We start from the raw sequence: 24,864 nt of genomic DNA, 5'->3' as shown, positions 1-24,864 counted from the left end.
AGGAGTTCACATGCGTACACGACTTCTCGGGTTCACCGCCGCGCTGATACTGGCCGCTCTTGGCGCCATGGGCCCCGTTGCACAGGCGGCCGTACTTGCTGTACCTGCCACCGACGGGCCGGCGTGTGTGCGAGGTGGCGGAACGGTGCAGTACGACTCCGGTGCCGGCATTTGGACCTGCGTGGGCGGCAGTCACGACGGCGAATCCATCAACTGACCACGGCGTTGGCACTCAGACGTCGTTTCTCACGGTGGGCTGCAGTGGTGTGAGTAGCCCTGTGTTCGGTTCGTCGCACGCGGTTGCTCTGGTCAGCGGGGCATGTGGTGCCCCAGCTTTCGTGCCTTCTCGGACGCCTTCCGCCAGTTGCGCCACTGTGTGTCGTACTCGTCGCCTGAGAGGCCCGCGAGTTTTCGCGCGTTCCTCTTCGGCGGAACGTTCCAGCTTGATCAAATCGTCGGGGGCTGCCACAACCGGATCCTAAGCGGGCAGCAGCGAGCCCGCTTCCGTCCACGGCACGCTGCCGCCCGAACGCTGCGGCCGATATTCCGAGCTTCCGGAAGACCAACAGGTGGCCATGATGCTCACCCGCTCTGGCCTGCGGAGCTAGCCCACGTAGAGCGCTCTGCAGGACTCCTGGCCCACGCATGGCCAACCCAAGAAGGGCCCTACTCCGTCACCGCTTGCGGGGCACCATCTGCTCCGGCGTCGCCACACAGCGGAACCCGGTGTCATCGTCGTGCATCGTGTCGTTGGCATCGTTGGAGATGGACGGAACTCCCCGGAACAGCGGGCTCGTGAAGGCGCTTCCGCGGAGTTCGTAGCGACCAGGTGTAGTTGCCGTTGCGAGCCACTCCCACACGTTGCCCACCATGTCGTAGACCCCGTAGGGCGAGACGCCGCTGTGGTATCGAGAGACGGACGTCGTGCGCTCCACGGCGGTCTCTCGGACGTTGCACTTGGCGGCTGTCTTCTGATCCCCCCACGGGAAAGTGCGCCCGGATGTGCCGCGGGCCGCCTTCTCCCACTGCTCGGCTGTCGGCAGCGACTTCCCCGCCCACGTCGCGTACGCGTGCGCGTCTCGCCACGTCACATGCACGACGGGATGGTCGTACAGGTCGCGGGGACATCGGCCGTTCTCCCAGTGCTCGGGCACGGCGCGCTGGGTGGCCGCACAGAACCGCGCGTAGTCGGCGTTTGTCGTCGGGAAAGTGTCTATGTGGAATTCGTCCACCCACACAGGGTCGTCGCCCTCCCCCGACAGGAAGATTCCTTCCGGGACATGCGCCATGAGCTTCCCGTCGCCGGGGTGCTTCACGTAGTCGCCACTACTCGTCTGGTCTTCGTCGGGCTCGATGATGGCGTAGGCGGGGACGTCATCCGCCGCCAAGATTCCGACGAAGCGGCCTTGGACATCCTTGTCGGCCTTGGCAAGCAGGGTGTCCAAGGCAGCTTGGTTCACCATGCGGAGAGAGGCTTGTTCTCCGTCCGCCTCCCATCGGGAGACGATGCGATCGGACACCCCCAGCTTCTCGGAGAACTCCATGAGGCTCATGCGTACGGCTTCACGCAGTGCCTTAACTTCACGTCCGGTCCATTTCGTAACGAGCGGCATGGGCTACCTCTGTCGTGAATCGCCGCCCCTCGGAGGGGCGGCGGCACGCTGTGGGGCTCGAAAAGTCATCGCTGCTGCTCAGCCCGCATATCGGTACTCGTTGATGGTGCCGCCGAGGATACGGGTTCGGAGGAGTCTGCGGTCTTCGAGGTTGTGGACGGGGGTGGTCGGCTCGGTGGCCTCGGGAGGTCGCTGGTGCCGAGCACGGTGCGGCCGATGCGTGTTGTAGTGGCGGGCGAACTCAGCCAGTACCCGTGTGGCGTGGGCCTCGTTCAGGATCAGGACGTGGTCGAGGGCTTCGCGACGGATGGTGCCGATCACTCGCTCGCAGTGCGCGTTCATCCGCGGCGCCTGGGGTGCGCTGAGCAGCACCTCGGCCTCCTCCGCTGCGAAGACGGCATCAAAGGCCGCGGTGTACTTCGCATCCCGATCGCGCAGCAGGAACCGCGGTGACCGGTCGCGCTCGCCGAGGCTGACGGCGGTGTTGCGGGCCTGCTGCACCACCCACCCGGCCGCCGGGTGCGCGGTCGCCCCGGTCACGTGCAGTCTGCGGCTGCCGTGCTCCAGGAACGCCATGGCGTACAGACGCTTCCCCAGCACGGTGTCCAGATGGAAGAAGTCCGCGGCCACGATGCCGTCGGCCTGCGCGATCAGGAAATCGCGCCAGGTCGGGCCGGTGCGGCGTGGGGCCGGGTCGAGGCCAGCGGCGTTGAGGATCTTCCACACGGTGGAGGAGGCAATGGGGTGTCCGAGCCGGGAGAGTTCTCCTTGGATTCTCCGGTGCCCCCACCGCGGGTTCTCGTGTGCCAGTTGCAGCACCAGGCGCTTGAGGGCGGCCGCGGTGGGCGGGCGACCGGTGCGTGCGCGCCGCGCGCTGTAGTCCCACTTCGCAGCGATCAGCTGGCGATGCCAGGCCAGCAGCGTGCCCGGGGTGACCGGGAAGACCCGGCTCCAGCGGTGACGGGGTATCAGGGAGGACAGCGCCGCAAACCACAGCCGGTCGGAGGGCTCGTAGCGAACCTGGGTCTTCAACTGCCGCCGCAGCACCGTGTTCTCGTGCCGCAGCACCAGCACCTCCGCGTCCTTCGCAGTGTCACGGCGCAGCAGCACGCCGGGGACGGACAGCAGCCTGCGGGCCACCTTGTACAGCAGCGAGACGATCACCGGGTCATCCTGCCAGCCGCAGCCGATTACGGCTCCGACGTGCAGCGACGACTTTACGAGCCCCACACCCCGGCGGCGACGCGGGATGCGCCGCCCGAGCAGGCCGGCGCTCCAGGGCACCCTTATCGTCCCCGCTCGCCTGTGCTGATGAGGTGCCGTTCCTGGTTCGTGTGGTGTGGGTTCGCGCGGTCATGACACGATGACGGTTGGAGAGAGGGGGACGCGATTCTGTCAGTGGTCGCGAACATTGGGATCGGGCTGGTGACCAGCCTGCTCGGTGGTGTCTTCGTCTGGTTGTGGGAGCGGGCCAAGCGCACACGTGAAGTGAATCGGCGGGCGGAATTCTTCGGCGTCCGGCCGGGGCACACCTGCCTGATAGTGCTGGGCAACAAATACGACGCGCCGGGGGCCGCGCATTACCGGGATGTGCGTGGCGTGGTCGAACTATCCCTGCTGGCAGGAGAGTTGGGTTGTAAAGTTGCCGTGGAGTCCGGTGACTTTCGCGGCGGCAATGGGGATCGTACCGAGTTCTGTGTGGGCGGGCCCACCGGGGGTGCCAATATCCGTACCGGCGGCCATCTCGCCGCACATCTCCCCGGAGTCACCATCCATCCATACGACGGGACTCGTCCGGACTCGGTGGCCATAGAGGTCGGCGGGGAGAAGTATCTCTTCGACCGTGGCAACCAGGAGTACGCCCTCGTAGCGAAGTTCACGCCCGCGGAGTCCACCAGCCCCGTGTTCCTGGTGTCCGGGCAGACGTCGGTGGCCAACCTCGCCGCGATCCACTTTCTGCGGCGCGAGTACGTGCACGTGGCCGGGCGACTGTCCTCACTGGAACGCTTCTGCGTGCTGATCAAGGTCTCCGGCATCGGCACGTACGAGTACCACCGTGCGGAGCTGGAACGAGAGGTGTCCGCAGCGGCGTTCGGGCAGTGAGGTGGCTTGCTGCTCACTGGTCCGGGATTTCGCGGAGCACCACAGCGGCCGCGTCCGTCCACGTCACCTGCTGGGCGAGTTCTTCGCGGAGCATCGCCGCCTGTCTGAAGGCACCAGCGCTGTCCCGCAGTTTTCGGTCGATGGCCCGCGCCCATCCGTCGGTGTCCTCCTCATCGTTCCCCGACAGTCCGACGACGCACTGGCTCGCCCGCTCCCGCCCGAGTTTCTCGCGCAGCAACTCGGCCAAGCCGCTGTCCGAGCCGACGAGAACCGGGATGCCTCGCGTGATGGCCTCAACACCGACCAGGCCGAACCCCTCTTTCCGGGACGGCATGATCACGAGGCTGGCGCTGTTCAGATCGTCCTCGATGCGGTCCTGGTCCGACGTGTAGGCGCGGACCACGACATCCAATTCGGCATCCTTCGCCCATCCCTGGATATCCTTGCGCACTTCGTCCACATCGGTTTCCGGGGCACCGCGCACGAGCAGCCGGATGCTGCCCCGTAGGTCATCCTTGCGCAGCCACTGTTTGGCTTTGCCGCAGGCCGCGGCGGCGAGGGGGACGCCCTTGAGCTCGGCGTCCTCGACGCGGCCCAGCAGGAGGACCCGGAGGGGCCACCCCTCCGGCGGTACGCGCTCTGCTGCCCCTGGCACGTCGGAGTCGAACCCTGGATCGAGTCGCAGCGGGGATAGCCCTTCGGGGCTTTTGACCTCAGCGCGGAACTGCTCGTGCAGCCAAGGCCCCACTGCGACCACGCGATGGGCGGTTCTGCCGAGCTCCCGCTCGATGCGTGTGCGCTCCTCGGCCTTCAGCCCCGCACCGCCGTCTGGGGCCGGTTTGTGCCACTCGATCTCGTCCGGAGCCATGTGTACGAAGTGCAGGCGCCGGGCGTCGCGGAAGAAATTGTCGGTTAGTTCCCGTGCCGCGGGCCCGGTGATCCGACCGTGACCCAGGATCAGATCGGGCATCACTCCGTCCGGCAGCTCGGGTCGGCCGGCGAGCCGCAGGTCATCGGAGGCCCCCGGCCGTCTGCGGGCCGGCAGGAGCTTGACCCTCAACTCGTCGGCACCGGCGATGTCCGCGTCCGTGGCATCGAGCACCACACAGAACACCTGCGCGCCGGCGGTGGCCAACGCCACGCACAGATCACGGTTGAACGTGCTGAGGCCGCCGTGGGAGGAGGTCCACTCGGTGGCCACGGACAGGACGACCGGGGGCCGAGTGGCGCGTACCGTCGTACCGGGGATGGCCTGCGGGTCCGTGGCCTGTGGCGCGCCCAGTGCAGTACGGGCGCGCTGCACCGCCTCGACGAGGTCGACGGACTTCGCCTCGCGCAGCCTGCGGGTGTCGTCGGGATCCGGCAGCAGCAGATAGAAGATCATGTGGGTGGGCATCGATATGCTGTCCAACACCGCGGCGGATTCAGCAAGTTGCTCAGCCGCGCTATCCCCATCGCTGGCCAGGAGGTAGGCCATTGCGGTGTTGTAGTGGCTCAGCGCACGGTCCCACGGTTTTTCGGCCAGCTCGAGGTTGCGCAGGGACCACTCGAGTGCGCTGTCCATGTGCCCGGCGGCAAGGTTGAGGTAGGCCAGGCAGTTGGCCGCTTCCCAGCCCGGGTGCAGAGCGTAGGACGACTGGAACTGGGTCCAGGCGCGGGTGGCATCACCGTTTTCATACGCGCTGTAGGCGACCAGGAGATGGTTCTTTGCCAGTTCTGTCCGTAGGCTCCCCGTGGCCATCTGAAACCAGCCCTTGGCCGGCCATGACCGCAGAGGCAGGCGAACCTGCTCGGCGGTGAGCCGACCGCCCAGCGCCGCGATCCGGTCGGCAGCTGCCCTGAAGCCAGCAGTCTGCGCCAGTGCGATGTCGTCCTTGTCCGCCGCGAACAGCCGGCGTTCGACCGTATGGTTGCCGTACCTACAGGTCACGGTGGTGACGTCGAGGGCCGCAGGTTCGCCCGCGCTGAGGATCGCGTAGTGGAGCAAATCGATCGCTGGGACGCTGTCGGGTCCGGCACCGGGCAGTGTCTCCAGAGCGCGGATGCACTCCTCGACGTGCTCCGCGTTCACCTGGGAACCGAGTGTCGGGTAGATCTGCAAGTGTTCGTTGGCGAAGCCCTGCAGGAGGCCGAAGAGCTGGTCGATCAGCATGCCCCGGACGTCGGTGCGGCTGGTGATGGCACGGGCGTGCGGCGACTTCCCGAGGATACTGACCGTCCACAGCCGTGCGTAGATCTCGTCGAAGAGCTCCGTGTCGACAGCGAACCGCAAGGTCTGCTCTGATACGAGGATGCCCTGCTTGACCAGCTGGTTCCTGAACTCGTCGAACTCGGCACGGGTGATCTCCGGTGGCTCGGTCATGCAGTAGGCGAACCACGCCTCGTCCGGAGTCGCGTGCCCCAGTGCAGATGTCAAGATGTTGAAGGCGATCAGCTGGCGCCGGTTCATCGCGCGCACGGCCCCGATCAGCGGACGGTCGAGGACGTCACGGCGGCCCGACTCCATATGCCGGCGGATGTCTTCGAGCACCTCGGGCGTAAGTTCCAGGTCGTCGGCGAGGCCGCGCTGTATACGGGCGAACATCTCATGGCAGTACAACTGGATCTCGTACGGGTTGCCGTCCGTGAGCTGGCTCAGGGAAGACACGAGGTCGTGGTCGCCCAGGCCGAAGATGCCGGCGTTGTGGAGCGGGCGAACGATGCAGTCAAAGACGTCGTCCCGTTCGGCGAACCCTCTGATCTCGAACTCCTTGAACTGCCGCAGGATCGGCGAGTGCACGTCCATGATCTGGTCCATCAGCCCGGACGTCCCCGCGAGCACCAGGACCAGTCCATCGACGCGGGTGGTGAGAAAGCGCAGGACCGACAGCGCCTGGGCGTCTTCGACCATCAGCTGTGCCTCGTCCACCAGCAGAGCGATGGGGTGTCCGAGCCGCCGCACGAAGAAAGAGAGATCGGTCCGCAGCGCCGCTTCCGGCACCCGCCCCCCGGCGCCCACGAGAGCCACAGCCTCCGGGAACTGCAGCGGCCTTACCGATGCCGCGTCGCCGGCTCCGGCCATGACCCGCCGTACGGCCGCGACATCGAAGGGGAGTAACTCCCCGCTCCGCTCGGCCGCCGTCACGACAGCCAGGACCAACTCGTCGTACAGCTTGCGGAAGAAGGTGACTGGGTCCCCGTCGCCCTGGATCAACTCCACCCTCGCGGTCGTCAGCCCGCGCGTCGTGGCTACCCGTTCCGTGGCGTATAGCAGGCTCGACTTCCCGGCCGCCCGGGGGCCATGCAGAGCGATGCAGACCGACGGCTGGTCGACTCCCGTCTGGGCGAGTTCATACTCGATCGCAGTCACTTCCTCGCCGCGCCCGGCAAAGACTGCGGCATCGCGCACCGGGTTCCGGTAGTCGTACGGGTTGTGCAACTGGAAGTCGTCCACGGGCCTCCCTCACCTCGTGTCGATCGTACGATCTGCGTGCGATAGACGGGAGTCGTACTGCCGCCGACCTCTCTTTCCGCAGAATCGAGGAACCGGCGACTTCGGGAGAGCTGCGGTGACAACGGGCAGTGGTAGACGTGAGCTGCCTGGGTACTCGCGATGGGACCGTAGCGTCCGGGCGGCAGGCCCGTGATCCTCGCCGCCAGGCTGACGCAGGAACACCTGCGGAAGCTGCCCAAGTCAGCGGTCCGGAGTGCTGGAGTGGCTGTGGGACGCCGCAGCTGAACCAGTCCTGCGTCGTCTCGGCTTCACCGACGAACCCCCGACTGGAGAGTCGTGGCCCCGCATCTGGTGGGCCCCCGGCGGCTTCCTCTCGCTGCTGCCCCTGCACGCTGCCGGCTACCACACCGAGCCGACCGGGGCGGGGGAAGACAACCGGAAGAGGAGGACGGTCATGGATCGCGTCATCTCTTCCTACACCCCACCATCCGTGCCCTGCATCACGTACGCCGACATCGCACCTCACCACCGTCCGCGAGCCGGTCCTTGATCGTGGCCATGCCCACGACTCCGGGTGTTGACGGCCGCCTGGCATATGTCTCGGGAGAAGCTGAACTGCTACGCCAGCTGCTACCGAACCCGGCGCTGCTCATCGAGCCTGACGGACTAGCAGGTGGTGTGGCTTCCCATGAGTCGGAGGCCCGACCGACCAAGGCTCGGGTTCTGGAGCAGCTCTCCGACTGCGGGATCGTTCACTTTGCGTGCCACGGTGCCCATGATCCCCTCGACCCATCCCAGAGTCTCCTCCTTCTGCACGACCACGAACGTGATCCACTCAATGTTGCCAGCATCGCCCAAGTGAGAATGGATTCAGCTCAATTGGCCTACTTGTCGGCGTGCAGAACAGCCTTCATGGACTCTGTGGAGCTCATCGACGAGGCAATTCATCTCACCTCGGCGTTTCAGCTAGCAGGATTTCCCCATGTCATTGGCACTCTCTGGGAAGTAGATGACAAAGAGGCGTCGCGTATGACTGTCGATTTCTATGCTGAGCTCGGAGCCGCTGCGGACATGTATCGGAACGTCGACATGGGGGCGATCGCACGTGCGCTACACAAAACTGTTCGCGACATCCGTGATCAATTTCCGGGTACCCCTTACCTCTGGGCAGCACACTTGCATGCCGGGCTCTGAAGCTCCAAAAGCGAGCGAGCCGTCAGTTGTGGGCGTTTCGCCTGCGGGCTGACTCTGGGCACGGAGGTGAAGAGAGTCTGGCGGAAGGTTCTGTGTCTTGGGGGATAGCGGAGGTGGTCGTGCGGTGTGCAATGAGCCTTTTCCAACCTGATGGGGCGACAGGTGGCGGGTAGGCGTGCGCTGTACGAAGTAGTGAAGCTCCTGGTAGATGGGTCACGACCAAGATCGCCCGTCCGCTCCAGGAGCTTCGAGTGCTTGTCTACCCATCCGCGATTGATCTGTCCAGTTCGAGCCTGCTGTATCTGACCCGTCACCTGTCGGCCCACCGCAAGCGCATAGGCAGCCGGTGGCGCCGGCTCACAGCCGGACGCCAGGCCCTGCTCGTCCTCGCGCACCTGCGCTCCGGGGACACCTACGCCCAACTCGCCGTGGCCTTCCAGGTCGGCATTGCCACGGTCTACCGCTACGTCTGCGAGGCCGTCGACATCCTGGCCGCGCTGGCGCCCACCCTCGCCGACGCTGTGCGTCCCGCGAAGACCAAAGCGTTCGTCATCCTGGACGGCACCCTGCTGTCCATCGACCGCATCGCCGCCGACCGCCCCTACTACTCCGGCAAGCACAAGCGCCACGGCATGAATGTCCAGGTGATTGCGGACCCGTTCGGGCGGCTGATCTGGACCTCGCCAGCCCTGCCGGGAGCCGTCCACGACATCAAGGCCGCCCGCACCCACAGCATGATTGACGCACTCACCGAAGCCGGCATTCCGACCTGGGCCGACAAGGGGTACCAGGGAGCCCGCGGCACCATCCGCGTGCCCTACCGCGGCCGCTGGAGCACGCTCCCGGCTGGAAAGCGCGCGGCGAACTCCTCCCACGCCAAGATCCGATCCGTTGGCGAGCAGGCTAACGCCACCCTCAAGAACTGGCGCCTCCTGCGCAAACTCCGTTGCAGCACCACTCGCATCACCGACATCGTCAAGGCTGTCCTGGCATTGCAGCTCGCCGCAACGGCATGAGGTCGGCGAAGCACCGGCATGGGCAAGGACAGTGCCGTCATCAACGACACCAAGGGAGCCAGTTCACCGTGGCAGACGTGAGGGTCACCTACGACAAGACCGTGGACGCAGCGTATGTCCACTTCACTGACCCGCAGGTCCGTGTGAACTCCGCACGCATGTATCCCTGCGATCCGGTGGACGTCGACGGCATGATCAACCTCGACTTCGACGAGCAGGGCCGCCTTATCGGTATCGAGGTGTTGGCGGCCAGTTCAAAGCTGCCCCAATACCTACTCCAGTCAGCGGAGCGCTTGGACATCGAAGGTGCATGACGCAGTAGCACAAGGCAGTCGCGGCCACCCCGCCGCGCTCTCTCTCAGGTTGGAAAGGGCTCAATGCCGCGTGGTCCAGTGCCGACGGATTGTGAGCTTCTCTGCCTGGGCGGGCTCGATCGGTCGCGACGGAATGTCATGCGGGCGATGGTGACGGGTGTGCTGGACGTGTCGGAAGTTCGGCGCGTGAGGCTTCGCCGTTCAGCAGCCCGCTCACGGTGTCCGAGAAGGCGTCGCGTGCGTTTCGAAGGTCCTGAAGCTTGTCGGCGCAGGATGCTGCACGAGACGAAGTGCCGTAGGTCGATCCCTGCTGGGCGCGCCGGTACCAGTCGTCGATCGCATTCGAGGTGTCGGTAACCGCGCCGCCCAGTGCTCGGGCCTTGCCAACGAGTGGCTCCGTCACCAGGGCCTCGACCGAGTGGCGCGCGCGGAGAAATCCGCGCCAGCTGTCCAGATAAGGGGTTCGGGCCGCGGCACACAGTTCCACATCTGGTGTCTGCCGGCCTAGCTCGTCCATGAGCTGCCAGGTCGTTGCCTCGAACTCCGCGCTCGTGGTCAGGAGCGTGAGGCATGCCTCACGCTGGGCGTCTTCCTGACGCTGCCGCCGTGCGACCTCCGCCTGTTCTTGGGCCAACATGCGCTGGTGCCGAGCGGTCAGCACCTGTCCGGTGACGACGCCGCCTGCTCCGAAGATGGCGCCCACGGCGCCGACGATGCCAGTAAGGAGTTCAGGAGTCATGACGGGGATTGTGGTCTGCGAAGTGCGGCATGTACCGCCGTTCATCCAACTGTGATCGGAACAAGTGCCGGGAAGCGCCGAGTACTTGAAGCGGTGGCAGCTGCACGGCGGCGCGGCTGAAGAGCATCCGTGGCTACGCGGCGCTTCCCCTGTCCCCTGTACTGGCGTACCACTCCGGAGCGTCCGGCTCTTCGTTGAACTCCAGCGTGGCTGTCCTGCGATCCTGTTGGGCTACCCGTCCTCGGCCGATGACGGGTGAACCCAGGCCTGCGTGTGCCGAAAACATATGGCAATTGGTCAAGCTTGAGCCCCGAAGGCCGAGGTGAGGTCGTTGCGGACGTAGTCCCGGTAGCGGGCCATACGGCCGCATGGTGGGGTCTTCGCCCTTTGAGTCCGAGACGGAGATGGTCACCTCGGCGTGATCCGGTCATGCGCGATGTCGAACCCGGCCAGGTCGTCCGCGTGCGCGGTAACATGCACGCGGCCTGCCAGGACATCGTGGACCACTACCGGGCCGGCGCCTACCGAAACGGCCTCAAGGCCCAGGTCGTCGCCGACAACCGTGAGCTGGCCGTGGAGCACACGGACAAGCGGAGTGTAGGTGCCGTTCGTCAGGGCGGCGGCGACCTGGCTGTCGGGGATGTCCGGGGAGGGGGATTGCGCGGCCCGTAGCCGCTTCACTCGTGTGTCGTCGGTGTCGAATCCCACGACGCGGTGGCCGGCGTCCGCGGCCCGGATGGCCAGGGCGAGGCCGACGTAGCCCTGGCCGAGTAACGCCGTGCGACGTGGCCTTGCCGAGGCGGAGTCAGGGGCAGTCATGGGCGATCACTCTTGACCGGGTGGGGGAGGTCGGAGGCCAGGAGGCGTTCGTGGAGTTCGCCGAGAGCCGTCCGGTTGCTGTCGAAGCGCAGCACTTCCTGTGCGGCGTCGTAGTCGCGCCACTCCAGGGCAGTGTGTTCGTGAGAGATCGCGGCCTCAACGCCGGTGAGGTCGATGGCGAAGGAGTGCTCGGGGACGACGTAGGTTCCGGCCGGCCAGTGATTGCGGTTGGCGAAGAAGCGCGCCGGGACGCTGGCAGTGGTCTGCAGCGGATAGAGGGGGGTGGGGTGGTCGAGGCCGAGTTCCTCGGTGGCCTCGCGCAGTGCGGCCTGTTCGGGGGTCTCGTTGTCCTCGCCGCCGCCGGCAACGGCCTGCCATACGTTCAGGTCCTTGCGTCGGAGGACGGCGAATTCGAGCTGGTCGCCGACGTGGCGGAAGGGGACGACGAGGATCTGGAACGGGGCTCGGGGCATGTGAAGTCCTTGGTCAGTGTGCGGGCGAAGCCGGGGGAGTGACCCGGTGCTGGCGGAGGTGGTTCCGGTTGTCGTAGATCTTCTCCACGGCTCGTACAACGTCGGCGAGTTCGGTTGGGTCGTCAAAGAACATGCCGGATTCTGCGGCTTGCCCGAAGGAGGACCAGGGATGCGCACGCGGTGCGGGCCTGGGTGGCGGAGAGGTTCGGGAGGGGGCTGGTCGCGGCTGGTGAGGTCGGCATAGAGCGGGTCGTAGGGGCAGGCGGTGAGGGTCCCGGACGGCGACAGGGATGCCTTCGGCGCGAAGTGCGTGGCGGAAGACGTCGGGGGACCGTGCCGACGGAGTCGTCGGCGGTCTCGCCATCAAGATCATCCGGCTAAGGCCCCGGTCCTGTGCTGCCGTACGGAAGCCTGCCCCTCACTAGCAGTGGTGAGTCTCCGAGCGACACCAGATCAGATGGTGCACTCGTAGGGCCATGAGACACGATCCCGTCCCAGCCGGCCCCTGATCGCAAGACGGCAGCTCGACAGCGGTGGCACCCGAATATCCGGCGTCCGCATGGTGATCGTGCGGGTGGCGGCGACGGATTGGATGACCACGCCCTGGCTGGTCAGGGGGGCGTCCGTGCCAGCTTGGGAGATGCGGGAGACAGATGGTGCTCCCGGGCGGGGCTGCATCCAGCCAACAGCCCCCAAGGACCTGGGATGAGCTGCTCGTTAGGCTCTCGGCATGACTGACTACGTGCAGGTTTCGACGGCCACCCAGACCAAGCAGCAGGCGATCGATCTCGCTGGCCCGGCGGTCAAGGAGCGGCTCGCAGCGGGCGCGCAGATCGTCGGGCCCGTCACCAGCGTGTTCTGGCATCTCGGTGAGTACGGCACGGGTGAGGAATGGCAGTTGCTCCTGAAGACGACTGGCGACCGCTATCCGGAGCTGGAGGCCTACCTCCTCGAGCGCCACCCTTGGGACAACCCGGAGGTGTGTGCCGTGCCGATCACCGAGGGTGCGGAGCGCTGCAAGAAGTGGATCAGCGACTCCGTCTCTCGGAACGTGTCCTAGCCCGCTGCACGTTCCATCAGGGCCCGGACCGGGCCGAGACCCTTGTGGGCGCTGAGCTGGCCAAGAATCGGGTCGATGCGCTGCCGGGGCCGGATGGAGGCGACGCCTGTTGCGAGCTCAAGTGCTCGCCCGGCCTTCGCAGCCGCCTGCTCGACCTCGCCGGCTGTGAGGTAGGCGTCGGCGAGCCACGAAAGGTAGAGGGCTTTGTCGCGGGCGTGGTCGTCGGAGTACCGGTCGAGGGCAGCGGTGAGAACGGGCACGGCCCGCAGAGGGCGGCGGAGTTCGGTCCAGCAGCGGCCGGTCATGATGTCGAGCTCGGTGCGGTCGACCCAAGTTGACCAGTCGGGTTGAGGTTCGCCGTCCTGGGCGCTTGCCAGGGCATCGCGTGCGGCGGCGAGAGCGCGCTCCGTGCCCGTCGGCTGGTTATCGACGGCAGGCCCAGGCGAGCCGCTCGTAGAGGAGAGCGCGGACGGACGACGGGGTCCGGGCGGTGATTGTTGCGCAGGAGTCTTTGGCGAAGGTGACGGCGGCCCGGCGGTCGTGCGCGATGGTCTTGTAGGCGAGGAACGCGAGGGAGTTGCCATAGAGGTCGGCGTCGCCGGCGTCCTTGGCGGCCTCGCGGCTTTCCTCATAGAGGGCATCGGCGTCCTGTGTGCGGCCGCCGTCGAAGGCTGCCCAGCCCGCTTGCTGGGCTTGCTCGGCGTGGAGTGCGGTGATGCGGCGGCGGGTCTCGTCTGTGAAGCTCCCGCGCCGCAGGAGGCTCTTGGTGAATTGGACTTCGCCGACGTATACGCGGTAGGTGTCACCGCCGCCAAGGAAGTCGTCGAGGCGGCGTAGGCGGGCGGTGCGTTCGCGGAGCCGGTCGACGTACGTGTTGGTGATGCGGCGCGGGGGATCGGGGCGGTGCAGGGCCGGCAGTGCGGCGGCGAGGCCGGTAGTGGTTGCGGCTTGGAGGATGGTGCGGCGGCGCACGCGCATTCCGTTCTCTGAAGGGGACATTCCTGCAGGAGTGCCCTCGGCCTCGGCTGCCTCCCAGGGGCGTGGCGTGAGGCCGAGCATGTGCCCGGGGACACGTAGGGCATCGGCGATGTTCACGATCTTGCCGAACGTCGTGATCCGGCCATGGCCCTTGGCTAACGTCCCGACCCGTTCAGGTTTGATGTCGCACTCGGCGGCGATCTTCGAGTAGCTGATCCCAGCTCGCTCACGTGCGATCCGGAAAACGACACCGAAGTCATGGTCTGACAGGGCGCGCTGGACTTCCTCGTCGTTGAGGAGTTCGGGCGGCAGGGCAGTCGGTGGTTGGTAGGTCATTCGGCACTCTTCCTGCTCGCCAAGAGTCTGCGCGGAGGCTGCCCTCGGTGTGTACCCATCATGGGGATACCCGGCGCCGGGAGGCAGGACTTCCTCGGGAATTCCACCCTGTACGCCAAGGCCCCGGGGAAGTGCTGGCCGCCGACCCCGGGGCGTGGACGACTGGTTAGGAGTCGCCATGCTCGAGCGTACCCAACTTGCCCTACAGCTTGGAGAGTTCATCTCCAGCACGCTTTCCGGTGCACCGGAGGTCGCGCAATGAGCGATGTCCGGGCTCCCGTAGAGCCGAGCCCTGGGGTGCTCATGCACTCCGCCCGAGACCGCGAATCGGCATCAGCGCACTGGCTGTTGTCCGCGGCTCCGGCGCTCAAGGAAGCCAGGAGGGAGTGGGCGGAGAACGGAATCACCGTGTTGCGGTGCGGTGGCATCTTCACGGCCATCCGCATCTCGGCCGGCATCATGCACGCGGCTGCGGGGACGGAAGATCCGGTGGCGGTGAGCGACTATCTGGCCCGTGTCCTGCGCGGCCCCGTCTTCGCTGACCAGACCTCGCGCCGCTTCTATGTGCTGGTTCCGGCGAGCACGTCGAAGCTTCCGGTTTGGAAGGGCAACACCGTTCCTGACGTTGAGTGTCTCGGCGGGAGCTCCTTTCTCGGAGTACCACGGCCGGGCCGCGATGATCCCTGTGAGACTCGCTGCCACTGGGTTGTTCCCATGGACGGCCCTGGCGATCTCTGTTCCCCGCATGCGGTCAGGCAGCTCATCGATTACGGCAGGTTCAAGCGAGCCGCGGTGGAGAGAGCCGACGATGAATGACACCGCAACCGAACCCGTTGAGATCCTGCGCATTCTCGGTACAGGGGTGCCCGCACTCAGTACGGCAGACGAGGCAGCCGAGTGGGACAAGCAACTGCGGGAGTGGGCACGGTCCTTGTTGCCGAAGACGCGGGACATCCTCGGCAGCCTCCCCGAAGAGGCGGAGAGCCAACGGCAGGTGATCACCCGGATCCTTGGCTGGACGCTGCGTATTCTCGACCGGGCCTGCAGTCCTCCGAGGCTCGTAGATGCGACGTGGCATGTCGACCACCTCGCGACGGCATGCCGGCTCCTGGCCAACATCGTCGTGTCCGTCGGTGGGGGCCGCATCCTGTGTACCTGGTGCCAGGACTACGGCGATGACCCGCGCCTCATCCAGGTCATCGAGGCCGGCAGCGGCCCGGGCGGCTCCCTCTTCGCCTGCGTGTCCTGCCGCGCGCGCAACGGACTCAGACCCTTGACCGACAAGCAGCGGCTGCCGTCGCCAGCCCCTGCCGGTGAGTGACTTTCCAAGATCCCTCGGGGGTATGCGCCTTGTCCCCGAGGAGGCTCCGGCCGCCATCCGCCTCGTGCCCTGACGGGGGCGGCCGGAGCCAGTACTGACGCAACGAAGGGACCATCGCGGAACGCGAGTGGGTCACAGGCGATTGTTGGCTGTGGTGCGAGCGCACCCGGGTCCCGGTGCTCTGGATTGGCCCGGTCCAGTGGGACGGCCCGGCCGCACCGCTCTACGCCTGCGAGCCGTGCATTCAGCGTGTGACCGCCAAGGCCCGCGCCTACTTCGTCGCGAAGCGCCCGGTTCCTGTGTCCCGACTCCCTCCTCCGGTCGTGCCGCGCCCCATCGCACGGCCGGGGCGCGGGTCCCAACCCAAGACGCTCGCATACCTACACTCCCGGGAGGATCCCTGATGCCCTATGAGGTCCTGGTAGCGCCGTTCGCACGCCGCGCTCGCGGCTCAGCTTGGCATCGCCCCCTGAGACTCCGTGCTCGCTAAGTGCCACCGAGTGACTGCTCCCACACTCGGGTCGGCGAGCACGGTCAACTCCCCGCTGCCGGGGCGGATCCGGTCCCGGCAGCGGGTGACCCCAATACTTCCCAGCCCGCTCGGGCCCACCGGCCTAGGCAGCTGGGTTGGCCAGGAAGTCACCTGTCGAGATAGCCCCGTGGCTACGCTCCGCCGATGGCGCCCTGGCGTGTACTCCCATCCCAATTCAGCATGATCGAACTGGAGTTGAGACTCATGGCAAGCAAGGTCATCGAGAGCACCACCGGGCAGGCTCCCGTCACCGCCTCGTCGGACGGGTTCGATCTCGACGTCTCCCTCGTGGAGGTGGCCGACGGTGCCAGCCTGACCAACCTCACGAACGATGGCTGCGGCTCTACCTGCGGTGCCTGTACCACCAACGTCGCCTGACACTCGTCGTCGTGTCTCCAGGCCGGTGCCGTTGCGCCAGTGGCGTAGCGGCACCGGCCGCCCGCCCCCCATATCCCACTCGGAGGTAGTGGTGGCTGCTTCGACTACAGCGTTCCGATCCGGCACTACCGCTCTCGTGCGCGCCGTCGCCCACCCCGCCGTCGCCGACCCTGCGACGCCGGATCTCGATGGCTGCTCCTCCGCCTCCACCGCGGACCGCATGAGGTGGCTACGCGAAATCTGGACCATCGGCGATAACGCCGAAGCGCTCGAACACGCCGCGCCCGCGCTGGCTGCGCAAGTCGAGGCTCTGTGCGCCGCCGAGGAGCCCCCTGCGCGCGACGTGCGGCGCGCCGCACTTTCCGTTGCCCGCTACCTCCTACGGGCCCAGCACCGACCGACTCCCTTCGGCCTGTTTGCCGGCATTGCCACGGCGACGGTTGGTCTCCGCGCGGGGACGGAGTGGGGCACCCGGCATACCGTCACCGCCCGTGCTGGAGCTGAGTGGCTGGCCATCGTCGTCCAACGGCTGGAGACCTGTCCTGCTCTGCTCGGCCGGTTGACCGTCCTGGTCAACAACACGATCAGCATCCGCGGTGACCGGCTCATCGTGCCATTCCAGGCAGACAGCCGTGAGGAGGGGCCACGGGCCGTCGAGGCATCCGTGGCCCTGACCAACCCCGTGCGGACCGCCCTCGCGGCGAGCCGAACACCGATCCAGGTCGACGCACTTGTTGGCAAGCTGACCGCAGAGTTCCCCGGGACCGCGCCGGAACGAGTTCGGCAACTCATTGAGGGGCTGATCCGCCGACGCGTACTTCTTACCGCCTTACAGGCGCCTAGTACCGAGACCGATCCCCTCGCGTATCTCCTTGACCAGCTCGACGCCGCTGACGCCGGAACCGTCGGCTCCGTCGCGGACACCGTGAGCGAACTGCACTCGATCCACGCCGATCTGACTACGTGCAAGGTCCCTGAGGCACGGAAGCAGGTGGCCCAGCGGATGCGGACCCTCGTACCGGGCCTGCGCCGTCACCCTCTCGCGCTAGACCTGCGCCTGGACGCCCGCCTCGCCCTGCCGGAAGCGGTCGCCCGGGAGGCCGAGCGCGCGGCCTGGGCCCTCACCCGAGTGTGTGGCCACCCGTACGGCACTGCCGCTTGGGGCGCCTACCACCAGAAGTTCTACGAGCGGTACGGCATCGGCACGATGGTGCCGCTGGGCGAGGTGATCGCAGACAGTGGCACCGGCTTCCCGGACGGGTACCCCGGCGCTCCGGCCGGCCCGCGCCGACCTCAGCTCTCCGCCCGGGACGACGCCCTGGTGCGCATCGCGCAGAGTGCTGTGCTCGACGGCCGCGACGAAGTCGTCCTCACCGACGAGCTGCTCGAGGACCTGGACGTCGGACCTGAGAGCCCTCGCGTCCCGCCGCACCTGGAGATCGGCGTGCGCGTGCACGCGGCCAGCGCCGAGGATCTGGAGCGCGGCCGGTTCCGACTGGAGGTCATCAGCGTCTCGCGTGGCGCCGGCGTCACCTCCGGCCGCTTCCTGAGCGTGCTGGCCCTCGACGACCGCGCGGCCTTGGAGGCGGGGCTGTCCGACCTGCCGGCCGCCGACGCCAACACCGTCCCCGTGCAGCTCTCGTTCCCGCCCCTGCTGCCCGAGAGCGCCCACGTCACTCGTACCCCGCAAGTCCTGCCCACGCTGCTCAGCGTTGAGGAGCACCGTGCTACGGCCGACCATGTACTCACACCCGAGGACTTGGCCGTGGCCTGCGACGGCCGCCGCATGTACCTGGCCGCCCCCGCACGCGGCCACCGTGTCGAGCCGGTAGGGATGCACGCACTGAACCTCCAGGACCACACCCCGCCCCTGGTGCGGTTCCTCACCGAGCTGTCCCGCGCCCAGTGCGCCCAGGTCACCGTCTTCGACTGGGGCGCCGCCGCGGCAATGCCGTACCTGCCCCGGCTGCGCTACCGCCGCGCGGTACTCGCTCCAGCACGCTGGCGCCTGGTCGCGGCAGACCTCCCCCGGCTTGATCGACCCGCGTCGGACTGGGACGCCGCACTGGAGGACTGGCGGACACGGCGGCGCGCACCGCAGTGCGTCTTCCTCGTTGAGGACGATCGCAGACTCTTCCTTGACCTCGATCAGGCAGGCCACCGGGCGCTGTTGCGTCAGCACCTCGACCGCGCGAACACGGCCATCCTTCACGAAGCGCCAGCCCCGGAGGCGTACGGCTGGTGCGACGGCCGCGCCCACGAGGTCGTACTGCCACTCAAGGCGACCCGGACCCCGGGGTGGCCGCCGCTGCCGACACCCACCGTGGCTCGTAACCTCTCCTCGGCGCAGATTCAGACGCCCGCCGCCTCCTCAGTGCTGCTCGCCGCGGTTTACGGCGATCTGCGTCGACAGGACACTCTCCTGGCGCAGCACGTGCCGGACCTTCTCGAACGCCTCGGCACACCGCCGTGGTGGTACATCCGCTTTCGCGATCCCGATCAGCACCTCCGTCTGCGCATCGCCCTTCCCGACCCTGGCGCGTTCGTTGAGACCGCCGGGAAGGTCGCCGCCTGGGCCGAAGAACTGCGCACGGCCGGGCTCGTGTCGGACCTGCGGTTCCCCACCTCCTACCGCGAGATGGGTCGATGGGGCTCCGGCGCCGCATGGGAGGGCGCCGAAGACGTCTTCCGAGCAGACTCGCGCGCCGTACTCACCCAGCTCCGCGAGCCGCGGGGCCCATCCCAGCGTGCGCTGGTGGTTGCGCACACCGTCGCAATCACCGCCGCGTTCCTCGGCAGCGTCGAGGCCGGTACTCGTTGGCTGATCGACCACGTCCCGGCTACAGCCCCGAAGCCGGTCCCCCGCGGGGAGTTCACCGAGGCCGTACGGCTCGCCGACCCCACCGACAGCTGGGCGGCGCTGCGCGCCGAGCCGGGCGGCGCGGCCATCGTCACCGGCTGGGCCGACCGCGACATCGCACTCGCCGCGTACCGGCCGCACCTGCCCGGCCCGGACACCGACGGCATTGCGCTCGACGACGTACTCACCTCGCTGCTGCACACACATTTCGTGCGGCACGTCGCTGTGAACTTCCCTGAGGAAGAGGTCTGCCTCTACCTCGCGCGCGCCGCCGCCCAGGCCTGGACAGGCCGCACCGAGAAGGGAAAGGAGGCACGCCCGTGACCTCTCCTGCTGCTGAGCTATCCACCGCCCTGGCCGACCTCCTGGACGACCCCGACACCGCCCGGCTGGGCCCCCGCACCGCGGCCGAGGACCGGCAGCACATCGCCTACGGCCTGCCGGGGATTGCGCTGCTGCATGTCGAGCGCGCCGCCGCTGGCCTCGCGCCGTGGCACCGCGCTCACGCCTGGCTCGCCGCCGCTGCCCGGCAGCCGTTCACCAGCGGGGCCGACAGCCACCCCTTCTACGGGGCGCCTGCCCTCGCCCAGGTCCTTGCCTGCGCCGCCGACCATCTGCCCGGCTCCTACGGGCGCGCCCTCAACACACTGGATGAGCAGATCGCCCGGGACGTCTTGCGGCGCCTTACTGCCGCGCACCGTCGCCTTGACGCGGCACAGCTCCCCGAGATCGCGGAGTTCGACACGATCCGAGGTCTGTCCGGCTACGGTGCCTACCTCCTGCGCCGCAACCCGGGCAGCGCTGCGGTACGTACGGTCCTTGACTACTGCGTACGCCTCACTGAGCCGATCACCCACGACGGCGATACCCTGCCGGGCTGGTGGACCCCAACGGCACCCACGGGCCGACCGGACACCGACCGGTTCCCCGACGGACACGCCAACTCGGGCATGTCGCACGGCATCGGTGGCGTCCTCGCCCTGCTGGCCCTCGCTGCCCGGCACGACACAGTCGTCGACGGACACCACGACGCGATGCGCACCATCCTCGCGTGGCTCGACCGCTGGCAAGAGACGACTGGGCGCGGCCCGGCCTGGCCGTACTGGGTCACCCGGGCCGAACTTCGTGACGGCCGACTCGCCCCGTCCACGCCACGGCGACCGTCGTGGTGCTACGGCACCGCCGGCCTGGCCCGAACCCAGCAACTCGCCGCCCTCGCCCTGGGCGACCGCTCCCGGCGCATTGCTGCGGAGAACGCGCTCGTAGCCGCCCTCACCGACTCCGCACAGCTCAAGGCCACCACGGACAGCGGACTGTGCCACGGATTCGCAGGCCTCGCCCACATCGCCGCCCGGACCGCCTCCGACGCCCACCCCTCGACCGTAGGACAGCTCCAAGCCGTCATCCCTCCACTCCTCGCCACGATTTACCCACCCGGCACCGACCCGGCAGCCGCCGCGGTCACCGTGGCGAACGAAGCCGGACCCGGGTTCCTCGACGGCGCCGCAGGCATCGCTCTGGCACTTCTGGCTCCCACCACGCCGCCCCGCACCGCATGGGACTCCTGCCTCCTCATTGCCTGACCACCGCCGATCGAAGGACCCGTCATGCCCCCGGACTGGCACCAGCACAACATCGTCTTCGCCGACCGCGAGAGCGCGAAGCGCGCCATCACCGAACGCCTCGGCCCCGCACTGTTCGAGGCCGAGGAAGCTGGGCAGGCCGCCGGGTGGTGGTTCATGAACAAGCAGCCTTGGCCGCTGCGTTACCGAGCGTCCGAGCCGTCCCCGCTCGTCGAACGGACTCTGAGTGACCTCGTCGACGATGGGACCGTCCGCTCCTGGCTGCCTGGCATCTACGAGCCCGAGACGGTCGCGTTCGGTGGCCTGGACGCCATGGAAGCGGCGCACGAGCTGTTCCACGCCGACTGCCATCACCTGCTCACCTACCGGCCCGGCCCGGGACACCTCGGCCGCCGGGAGACCGCCGTTCTCCTGGCGAGCGCAATGATGCGGGCCGCCGGTCTGGACTGGTTCGAGCAGGGCGACGTCTGGGCGAAGTACGCCGCCCTCCGCCCCGCCGCCGGACCGATTTCCCCAGAGCTGACTGCCACCCTGGCCCCGGTGATGCGCAAGCTCATGACCGCCAGCATCCCGGCTCTGTGCCGCGGGGGAGGCCCGCTCGACGGCCATACCCAGTGGGTGGCCGCCTTTGAACGGACCGGTACGGCCCTCGCCGACCTCGTCGCGGATGGAGGACTCACCCGCGGACTCCGCGCCGTCCTCGCGCACCACGTTCTCTTCCACGCCAACCGCGGCGGCCTCTCTCCAGAGGATCAACACGCCCTGTCCCACATCGCGAAAGAGGTAGTCATGGGATCGAGTGAAAACACCCCTTCATCAGCCGGAATGCAGCCCGCAGCCGATACCGTCAACGCAGTGAAAACCGACACCCTCGCCACTTCCGAAGCCGACGCCGCACGGCTTCGCAAGGCCCTGGTCGACCAGCTCAAAGCCAACGGGCAGGCCCGTACACCTGTAGTCGAGACTGCCCTGCGTACCGTGCCCCGGCACCTCTTCGTGCCCGAGGCGACGCTCGAGGCCGCCTATGCCAACAACGTGGTGGACGTCAAGCACGACGCCGACGGCTCTTCGATCTCCTGCGCATCCCAGCCCAGCATCGTCGCCCTCATGCTGGACCAGCTCGACGCCCAGCCGGGCGAGCGGATCCTCGAACTCGGCGCCGGCACTGGGTACAACGCCGCCCTCATCGCCTATCTCGTCGGCGAAAGCGGTCACGTCACCACCATCGACGTCGACGACGACCTGGTCGAGGGCGCCCGCGCGCATCTCGCCGCGGCCGGCTTCACCAACGCGGAGGCGGTGACCCGCGACGGTGCCCTCGGACACGCCGAGGGGGCTCCGTACGACCGGATCATCGCCACCGTCGGCGCGCACGGCATCCCCCACGCCTGGCTCGAACAACTCGCCCCCGGCGGCCGGATCGTAGCCCCCCAGCGGCTCAAGGGAAGCGTCTCCCGTTCCATCGTCTACCAGCAGCACGACGGCCGTTGGGTGTCCCGCGGCAGCGAGATGAACACCTTCATGCCGCTGCGCCGAGGCATCGCCGACGACGACCGGCGTGACATCCCGCTCAGCACGGACGGCACCGTACGGCTCCACGCGCCTGCGGCCCAGAACATCGACGCCGACGCCATGACCGGAGTGCTGGAGCAGCCGCGCACCGAGGAGTGGACCGGCATGATGGTCCGCGCCATGGAGTCGCCGGAGTGGATGGAGCTGTTCGTCTCCTGCACCATGCCGTCCGGCCTGGTCCGCATGCACTTCCCGCAGGCCGCCAAGGGCACTCTGCTGACGGAGGACCCCTACCCCTCGTCGACCGCAGCCGTTGATAAGGGCGCCGTCACCTACCTCGCCCGCCGCCTGTCCGACCAGAAGACGCCCGAGGGCGGCAAGTTGTGGGAGTTCGGCGTCATCGGCCACGGACCCGGGAGTGACGAGCTGGCCGCGAAGGTCGCCGACGCCATCCGCACCTGGGATCGCGACTACCGCGGCCAGGAAGCCACCTTCGAGCTGCAGTCTCTCTACGCCCCCGCCGTCGAGGAGCGCCCCGGCCGGTTCGTCATCGACAACCCCCTGAACCGGGTCACCGTCGACTGGCAGTGACACCCCGCCCCAACGGTCGGTGCCCGCCGGCCACACGCCGACGGGCACCGACGTTCTCGCACTTCTCCGCTCTCGCCCCGGGGGGACCCATGGACCCGCACGGACCCATAGCCCAGCGCTTCCCACTCGTCGCCCGCTTCCGCCCCGCCTGCCTGCCGCTGCCCCAACGGGTGCGCGCTCTCACCGAACTGGCCGACAACGCCGCCGACAAGGCGGACCAGGGCCTGGCCTCCGCGGTCTACAACCAGGCCGCCCTCGTCGCCTCCGACCTCGACCTGCCCGAGCTGGCCCGCGAGATGTGCCATCAGCACGCCGCCGCCTACCTCCACGCCTGCCCACTGCCGGGTATGACCGCGATCCGGGCCCTCGAACCGGTCGTCAACCTCGCACGCCTCCAGATCCGCGCCGGGCACGCTGACGACGGCCGTCAGCGCCTCTTCGCCCTGTTCGACGCCGTCAGCACCGGCGCATCAGCCCAGTTCGACGGCATCGCCGTACCGGCCGACCTCACCACGAGCGCCGAGGACTGCCAAGAGGTCCGCGCCTGGCTGTGGCGGGTACTCCTCGCCGACGGGACACGAACCCTGACGACTGCCGGCCGCTGGGCCGAGGCGCTCGCTCACATTGAGGAACACCGTGGCGTTGGGCAGAGGATGTACGACGGCCGCCAGGTCGCCGTCCTTGCCGCTCTTACCGCAGGTGACACTCTCGCCGCCGAGGAACTCCTGGCCCGCACTGAGCCCGGGGAGCCCTGGGAGGACGCCGTCACGGGCTGCCTGACCGTCCTGTGCCACCGAGCCGCTGGCAAACCGTTCCACCGCCACCTGCAGGACCTGGTAGCCACCTACCTCGTACGTGCGGACGAGCAGGGCATGACTGTCTTCAACACCCGGCTCGGTCTCACGGTGCTGGACGCGGTCGCCTCGCCCGAGGACCCGGCCGCGCGCCTGGTGGTCGCGGAACTGCACCGCCGGGCGACACAGATGACTGACGGGTACGCCGTCCGGGAGATCCTTGGACACCCATGGTTGACCACCTTTGTGACCGATCGGAAGGCGCAGGACTGTCGTGACCTCCTCCGCGCCTGCGCGCTCGGCGCGGGCGCCGTCCACGCCGATCTGCAGAACGAGGTGAAGGCCGCGTTGCGCATCAGCGACCGCGTCATCCGGAATAGCGTCGCAGCCCCGACAGGAAGGTAGACAGTGCCGTAGGTGTGCCAGAACGCGGCCGTTGACGTTCCGGCAGTGAAGGGGGTTGCGCATTACGTCAACCCCGCTTGAGCCCCCGCGACTGCACCCGCGGAGGAGAAGGCAGCCCCTGCGAAGAAGCCGAAGAAGCCTGACCTTGTGCCGCTCGAAAAGTCGTCGCTGCAGGTCAGGCGGCGTGTCTGTATTCATTGATGATGCCGCCGAGGATCCGGGTGCGCAGCGGTCTGGGTGCAGATGTCCATTGCGGCGGGTTGCACCTGGGTGTTGGGTGGCAGCTGGTTGCGGGGGCCGGTGCTCGTTGTGGTGAGTTTGGTAGGCGGCGAGCACGTGTCGCGCGTGCGCTTCTCCCATGATGAGGACGTGGTCGAGGACTTCGCGCCGGATGCTGCCGATGACGCGCTCGCAGTGGGCGTTCATCCGAGGGGACCGCGGTGCACTCTTGATCACGTCCAGATTCTCGGCTTCGAAGAGCGCGTCGAATGCCTCGCCGTACTTGCTGTCTCGATCGCGCAACAGGAACCGCAAGGACTCCGTTCGCACGCCGAGGTCGGCGGTGAGATTCCTCGCCTGCTGGACGGCCCAGTCCCGGGTCGGGTGGCTGGTCACCCCAGTGATGTGCAGGCGCCTCGTGCCGTGTTCGAGGAAGGCCAGCGCGTACAACCGTCGGCCGAGTGCGGTGTCGATGTGGAAGAAGTCTGCAGCGATGATGCCTTCGGCCTGGGCGGTGAGGAACTCGTGCCAGGTTGGGCCGGAGCGGTGCGGGGTCGGGGCGATGCCCGCAGCGTGGATGATCTCCCATAC

The 24,864-nt window shown here is 67.8% G+C and carries 21 protein-coding genes and 1 pseudogene; 13 read left to right on the top strand and 9 right to left on the bottom strand.

Annotated elements, in window-relative coordinates:
• Nucleotides 1-10 precede the first annotated feature (10 nt).
• Nucleotides 11-217 carry a hypothetical protein gene (locus OHA58_RS04155; RefSeq protein ID WP_329573885.1) on the top strand — a complete coding sequence of 69 codons (207 nt, stop codon included), beginning with the start codon at nt 11-13 and terminating at the stop codon, nt 215-217.
• Between the two features lie 457 nt (nt 218-674).
• Here the strand turns inward: OHA58_RS04155 and OHA58_RS04150 are convergent, their stop codons facing one another.
• The gene (locus OHA58_RS04150; protein WP_405476509.1) at nt 675-1,553 is read right to left on the bottom strand and encodes an SUMF1/EgtB/PvdO family nonheme iron enzyme; all 879 of its coding nucleotides are present in this window, start codon (nt 1,551-1,553) and stop codon (nt 675-677) included.
• A gap of 138 nt (nt 1,554-1,691) precedes the next feature.
• On the bottom strand, nt 1,692-2,777 hold the full coding sequence (locus OHA58_RS04145; RefSeq protein WP_405476506.1) for an integrase core domain-containing protein: 1,086 nt from the start codon (nt 2,775-2,777) through the stop codon (nt 1,692-1,694).
• A gap of 261 nt (nt 2,778-3,038) precedes the next feature.
• Between OHA58_RS04145 and OHA58_RS04140 the strand changes: the two genes are divergently transcribed.
• Nucleotides 3,039-3,716 (top strand): hypothetical protein, encoded by a 678-nt coding sequence (locus tag OHA58_RS04140; protein WP_405476504.1) that lies wholly within the window; start codon nt 3,039-3,041, stop codon nt 3,714-3,716.
• Nucleotides 3,717-3,729: 13 nt separating this feature from the next.
• Here OHA58_RS04140 and OHA58_RS04135 read toward each other — a convergent pair whose 3' ends face one another.
• Nucleotides 3,730-7,149: a glycosyltransferase gene (locus tag OHA58_RS04135; protein ID WP_405476501.1), complete on the bottom strand. Its 3,420-nt coding sequence runs from the start codon at nt 7,147-7,149 to the stop codon at nt 3,730-3,732.
• A 336-nt stretch (nt 7,150-7,485) separates the two neighbouring features.
• Here OHA58_RS04135 and OHA58_RS04130 point away from each other — a divergent pair, with 336 nt between their 5' ends.
• The 3 genes from OHA58_RS04130 (at nt 7,486) to OHA58_RS04120 (ending at nt 9,673) form a co-directional block, all read left to right on the top strand.
• Nucleotides 7,486-8,343 (top strand): CHAT domain-containing protein, encoded by an 858-nt coding sequence (locus tag OHA58_RS04130; RefSeq protein ID WP_405476499.1) that lies wholly within the window; start codon nt 7,486-7,488, stop codon nt 8,341-8,343.
• Between the two features lie 251 nt (nt 8,344-8,594).
• Nucleotides 8,595-9,359, top strand: a complete 765-nt coding sequence (locus tag OHA58_RS04125; protein WP_405476496.1) for a transposase family protein — start codon at nt 8,595-8,597, stop codon at nt 9,357-9,359.
• Between the two features lie 77 nt (nt 9,360-9,436).
• The gene (locus OHA58_RS04120) at nt 9,437-9,673 is read left to right on the top strand and encodes a DUF2283 domain-containing protein (protein WP_405476493.1); all 237 of its coding nucleotides are present in this window, start codon (nt 9,437-9,439) and stop codon (nt 9,671-9,673) included.
• Between the two features lie 136 nt (nt 9,674-9,809).
• Here OHA58_RS04120 and OHA58_RS04115 read toward each other — a convergent pair whose 3' ends face one another.
• From OHA58_RS04115 to OHA58_RS04105, 3 genes are all read right to left on the bottom strand, one after another.
• Nucleotides 9,810-10,412 (bottom strand): hypothetical protein, encoded by a 603-nt coding sequence (locus OHA58_RS04115; RefSeq protein WP_405476491.1) that lies wholly within the window; start codon nt 10,410-10,412, stop codon nt 9,810-9,812.
• Nucleotides 10,413-10,820: 408 nt separating this feature from the next.
• A complete protein-coding gene (locus OHA58_RS04110) occupies nt 10,821-11,231 on the bottom strand; it encodes a hypothetical protein (RefSeq protein WP_405476488.1) in 411 nt (136 codons plus the stop codon).
• Entirely contained in the window at nt 11,228-11,704 is a 477-nt protein-coding gene (locus OHA58_RS04105; RefSeq protein ID WP_405476485.1) for an NUDIX pyrophosphatase, read from the bottom strand. The genes OHA58_RS04110 and OHA58_RS04105 overlap by 4 nt, the downstream gene beginning before the upstream one ends.
• 730 nt (nt 11,705-12,434) lie before the next feature.
• On the opposite strand from OHA58_RS04105, the gene cutA reads away from it, so the two are divergent.
• Complete coding sequence (cutA, locus tag OHA58_RS04100; RefSeq protein WP_405476483.1) at nt 12,435-12,764, top strand: divalent-cation tolerance protein CutA; 330 nt, start codon at nt 12,435-12,437, stop codon at nt 12,762-12,764.
• Here the strand turns inward: cutA and OHA58_RS04095 are convergent.
• Together OHA58_RS04095 and OHA58_RS04090 are read right to left on the bottom strand one after the other, a co-directional pair.
• Complete coding sequence (locus OHA58_RS04095) at nt 12,761-13,069, bottom strand: hypothetical protein (RefSeq protein ID WP_405476480.1); 309 nt, start codon at nt 13,067-13,069, stop codon at nt 12,761-12,763. The two genes, cutA and OHA58_RS04095, sit on opposite strands and share 4 nt — an antisense overlap.
• A gap of 118 nt (nt 13,070-13,187) precedes the next feature.
• Nucleotides 13,188-14,078: a helix-turn-helix domain-containing protein gene (locus OHA58_RS04090; protein ID WP_405476478.1), complete on the bottom strand. Its 891-nt coding sequence runs from the start codon at nt 14,076-14,078 to the stop codon at nt 13,188-13,190.
• 303 nt (nt 14,079-14,381) lie between these two features.
• Here OHA58_RS04090 and OHA58_RS04085 point away from each other — a divergent pair, with 303 nt between their 5' ends.
• The 7 genes from OHA58_RS04085 (at nt 14,382) to OHA58_RS04055 (ending at nt 24,054) form a co-directional block, all read left to right on the top strand.
• Entirely contained in the window at nt 14,382-14,894 is a 513-nt protein-coding gene (locus OHA58_RS04085) for a hypothetical protein (protein WP_355695963.1), read from the top strand.
• On the top strand, nt 14,887-15,399 hold the full coding sequence (locus tag OHA58_RS04080) for a DUF6415 family natural product biosynthesis protein (protein ID WP_405476474.1): 513 nt from the start codon (nt 14,887-14,889) through the stop codon (nt 15,397-15,399). Before OHA58_RS04085 ends, OHA58_RS04080 begins: the two co-directional genes overlap by 8 nt.
• A gap of 712 nt (nt 15,400-16,111) precedes the next feature.
• The gene (locus OHA58_RS04075) at nt 16,112-16,309 is read left to right on the top strand and encodes an FxLD family lanthipeptide (RefSeq protein ID WP_405476473.1); all 198 of its coding nucleotides are present in this window, start codon (nt 16,112-16,114) and stop codon (nt 16,307-16,309) included.
• A gap of 220 nt (nt 16,310-16,529) precedes the next feature.
• Nucleotides 16,530-19,493: a lantibiotic dehydratase gene (locus tag OHA58_RS04070; RefSeq protein WP_405484746.1), complete on the top strand. Its 2,964-nt coding sequence runs from the start codon at nt 16,530-16,532 to the stop codon at nt 19,491-19,493.
• A complete protein-coding gene (locus OHA58_RS04065; RefSeq protein WP_405476471.1) occupies nt 19,490-20,752 on the top strand; it encodes a lanthionine synthetase C family protein in 1,263 nt (420 codons plus the stop codon). Before OHA58_RS04070 ends, OHA58_RS04065 begins: the two co-directional genes overlap by 4 nt.
• A 24-nt stretch (nt 20,753-20,776) precedes the next feature.
• Nucleotides 20,777-22,855, top strand: coding sequence for a methyltransferase, FxLD system (fxlM, locus tag OHA58_RS04060; RefSeq protein ID WP_405476470.1), 2,079 nt, complete (start codon nt 20,777-20,779; stop codon nt 22,853-22,855).
• Nucleotides 22,856-22,944: 89 nt separating this feature from the next.
• Nucleotides 22,945-24,054 carry a hypothetical protein gene (locus OHA58_RS04055; protein WP_405476468.1) on the top strand — a complete coding sequence of 370 codons (1,110 nt, stop codon included), beginning with the start codon at nt 22,945-22,947 and terminating at the stop codon, nt 24,052-24,054.
• Between the two features lie 354 nt (nt 24,055-24,408).
• On the opposite strand, the pseudogene OHA58_RS04050 reads toward OHA58_RS04055, so the two are convergent.
• A pseudogene (locus OHA58_RS04050) lies at nt 24,409-24,480 on the bottom strand (integrase); the annotation flags it as partial.
• Nucleotides 24,481-24,864: the final 384 nt, after the last annotated feature.

The organism is Streptomyces sp. NBC_00009 (genome assembly GCF_045040855.1).
Taxonomy (GTDB): Bacteria; Actinomycetota; Actinomycetes; order Streptomycetales; family Streptomycetaceae; genus Streptomyces; species Streptomyces aureus.
The sequence above is the reverse complement of the archived record's forward strand: the minus strand, read 5'-3'. Positions and strand labels throughout refer to the sequence as shown.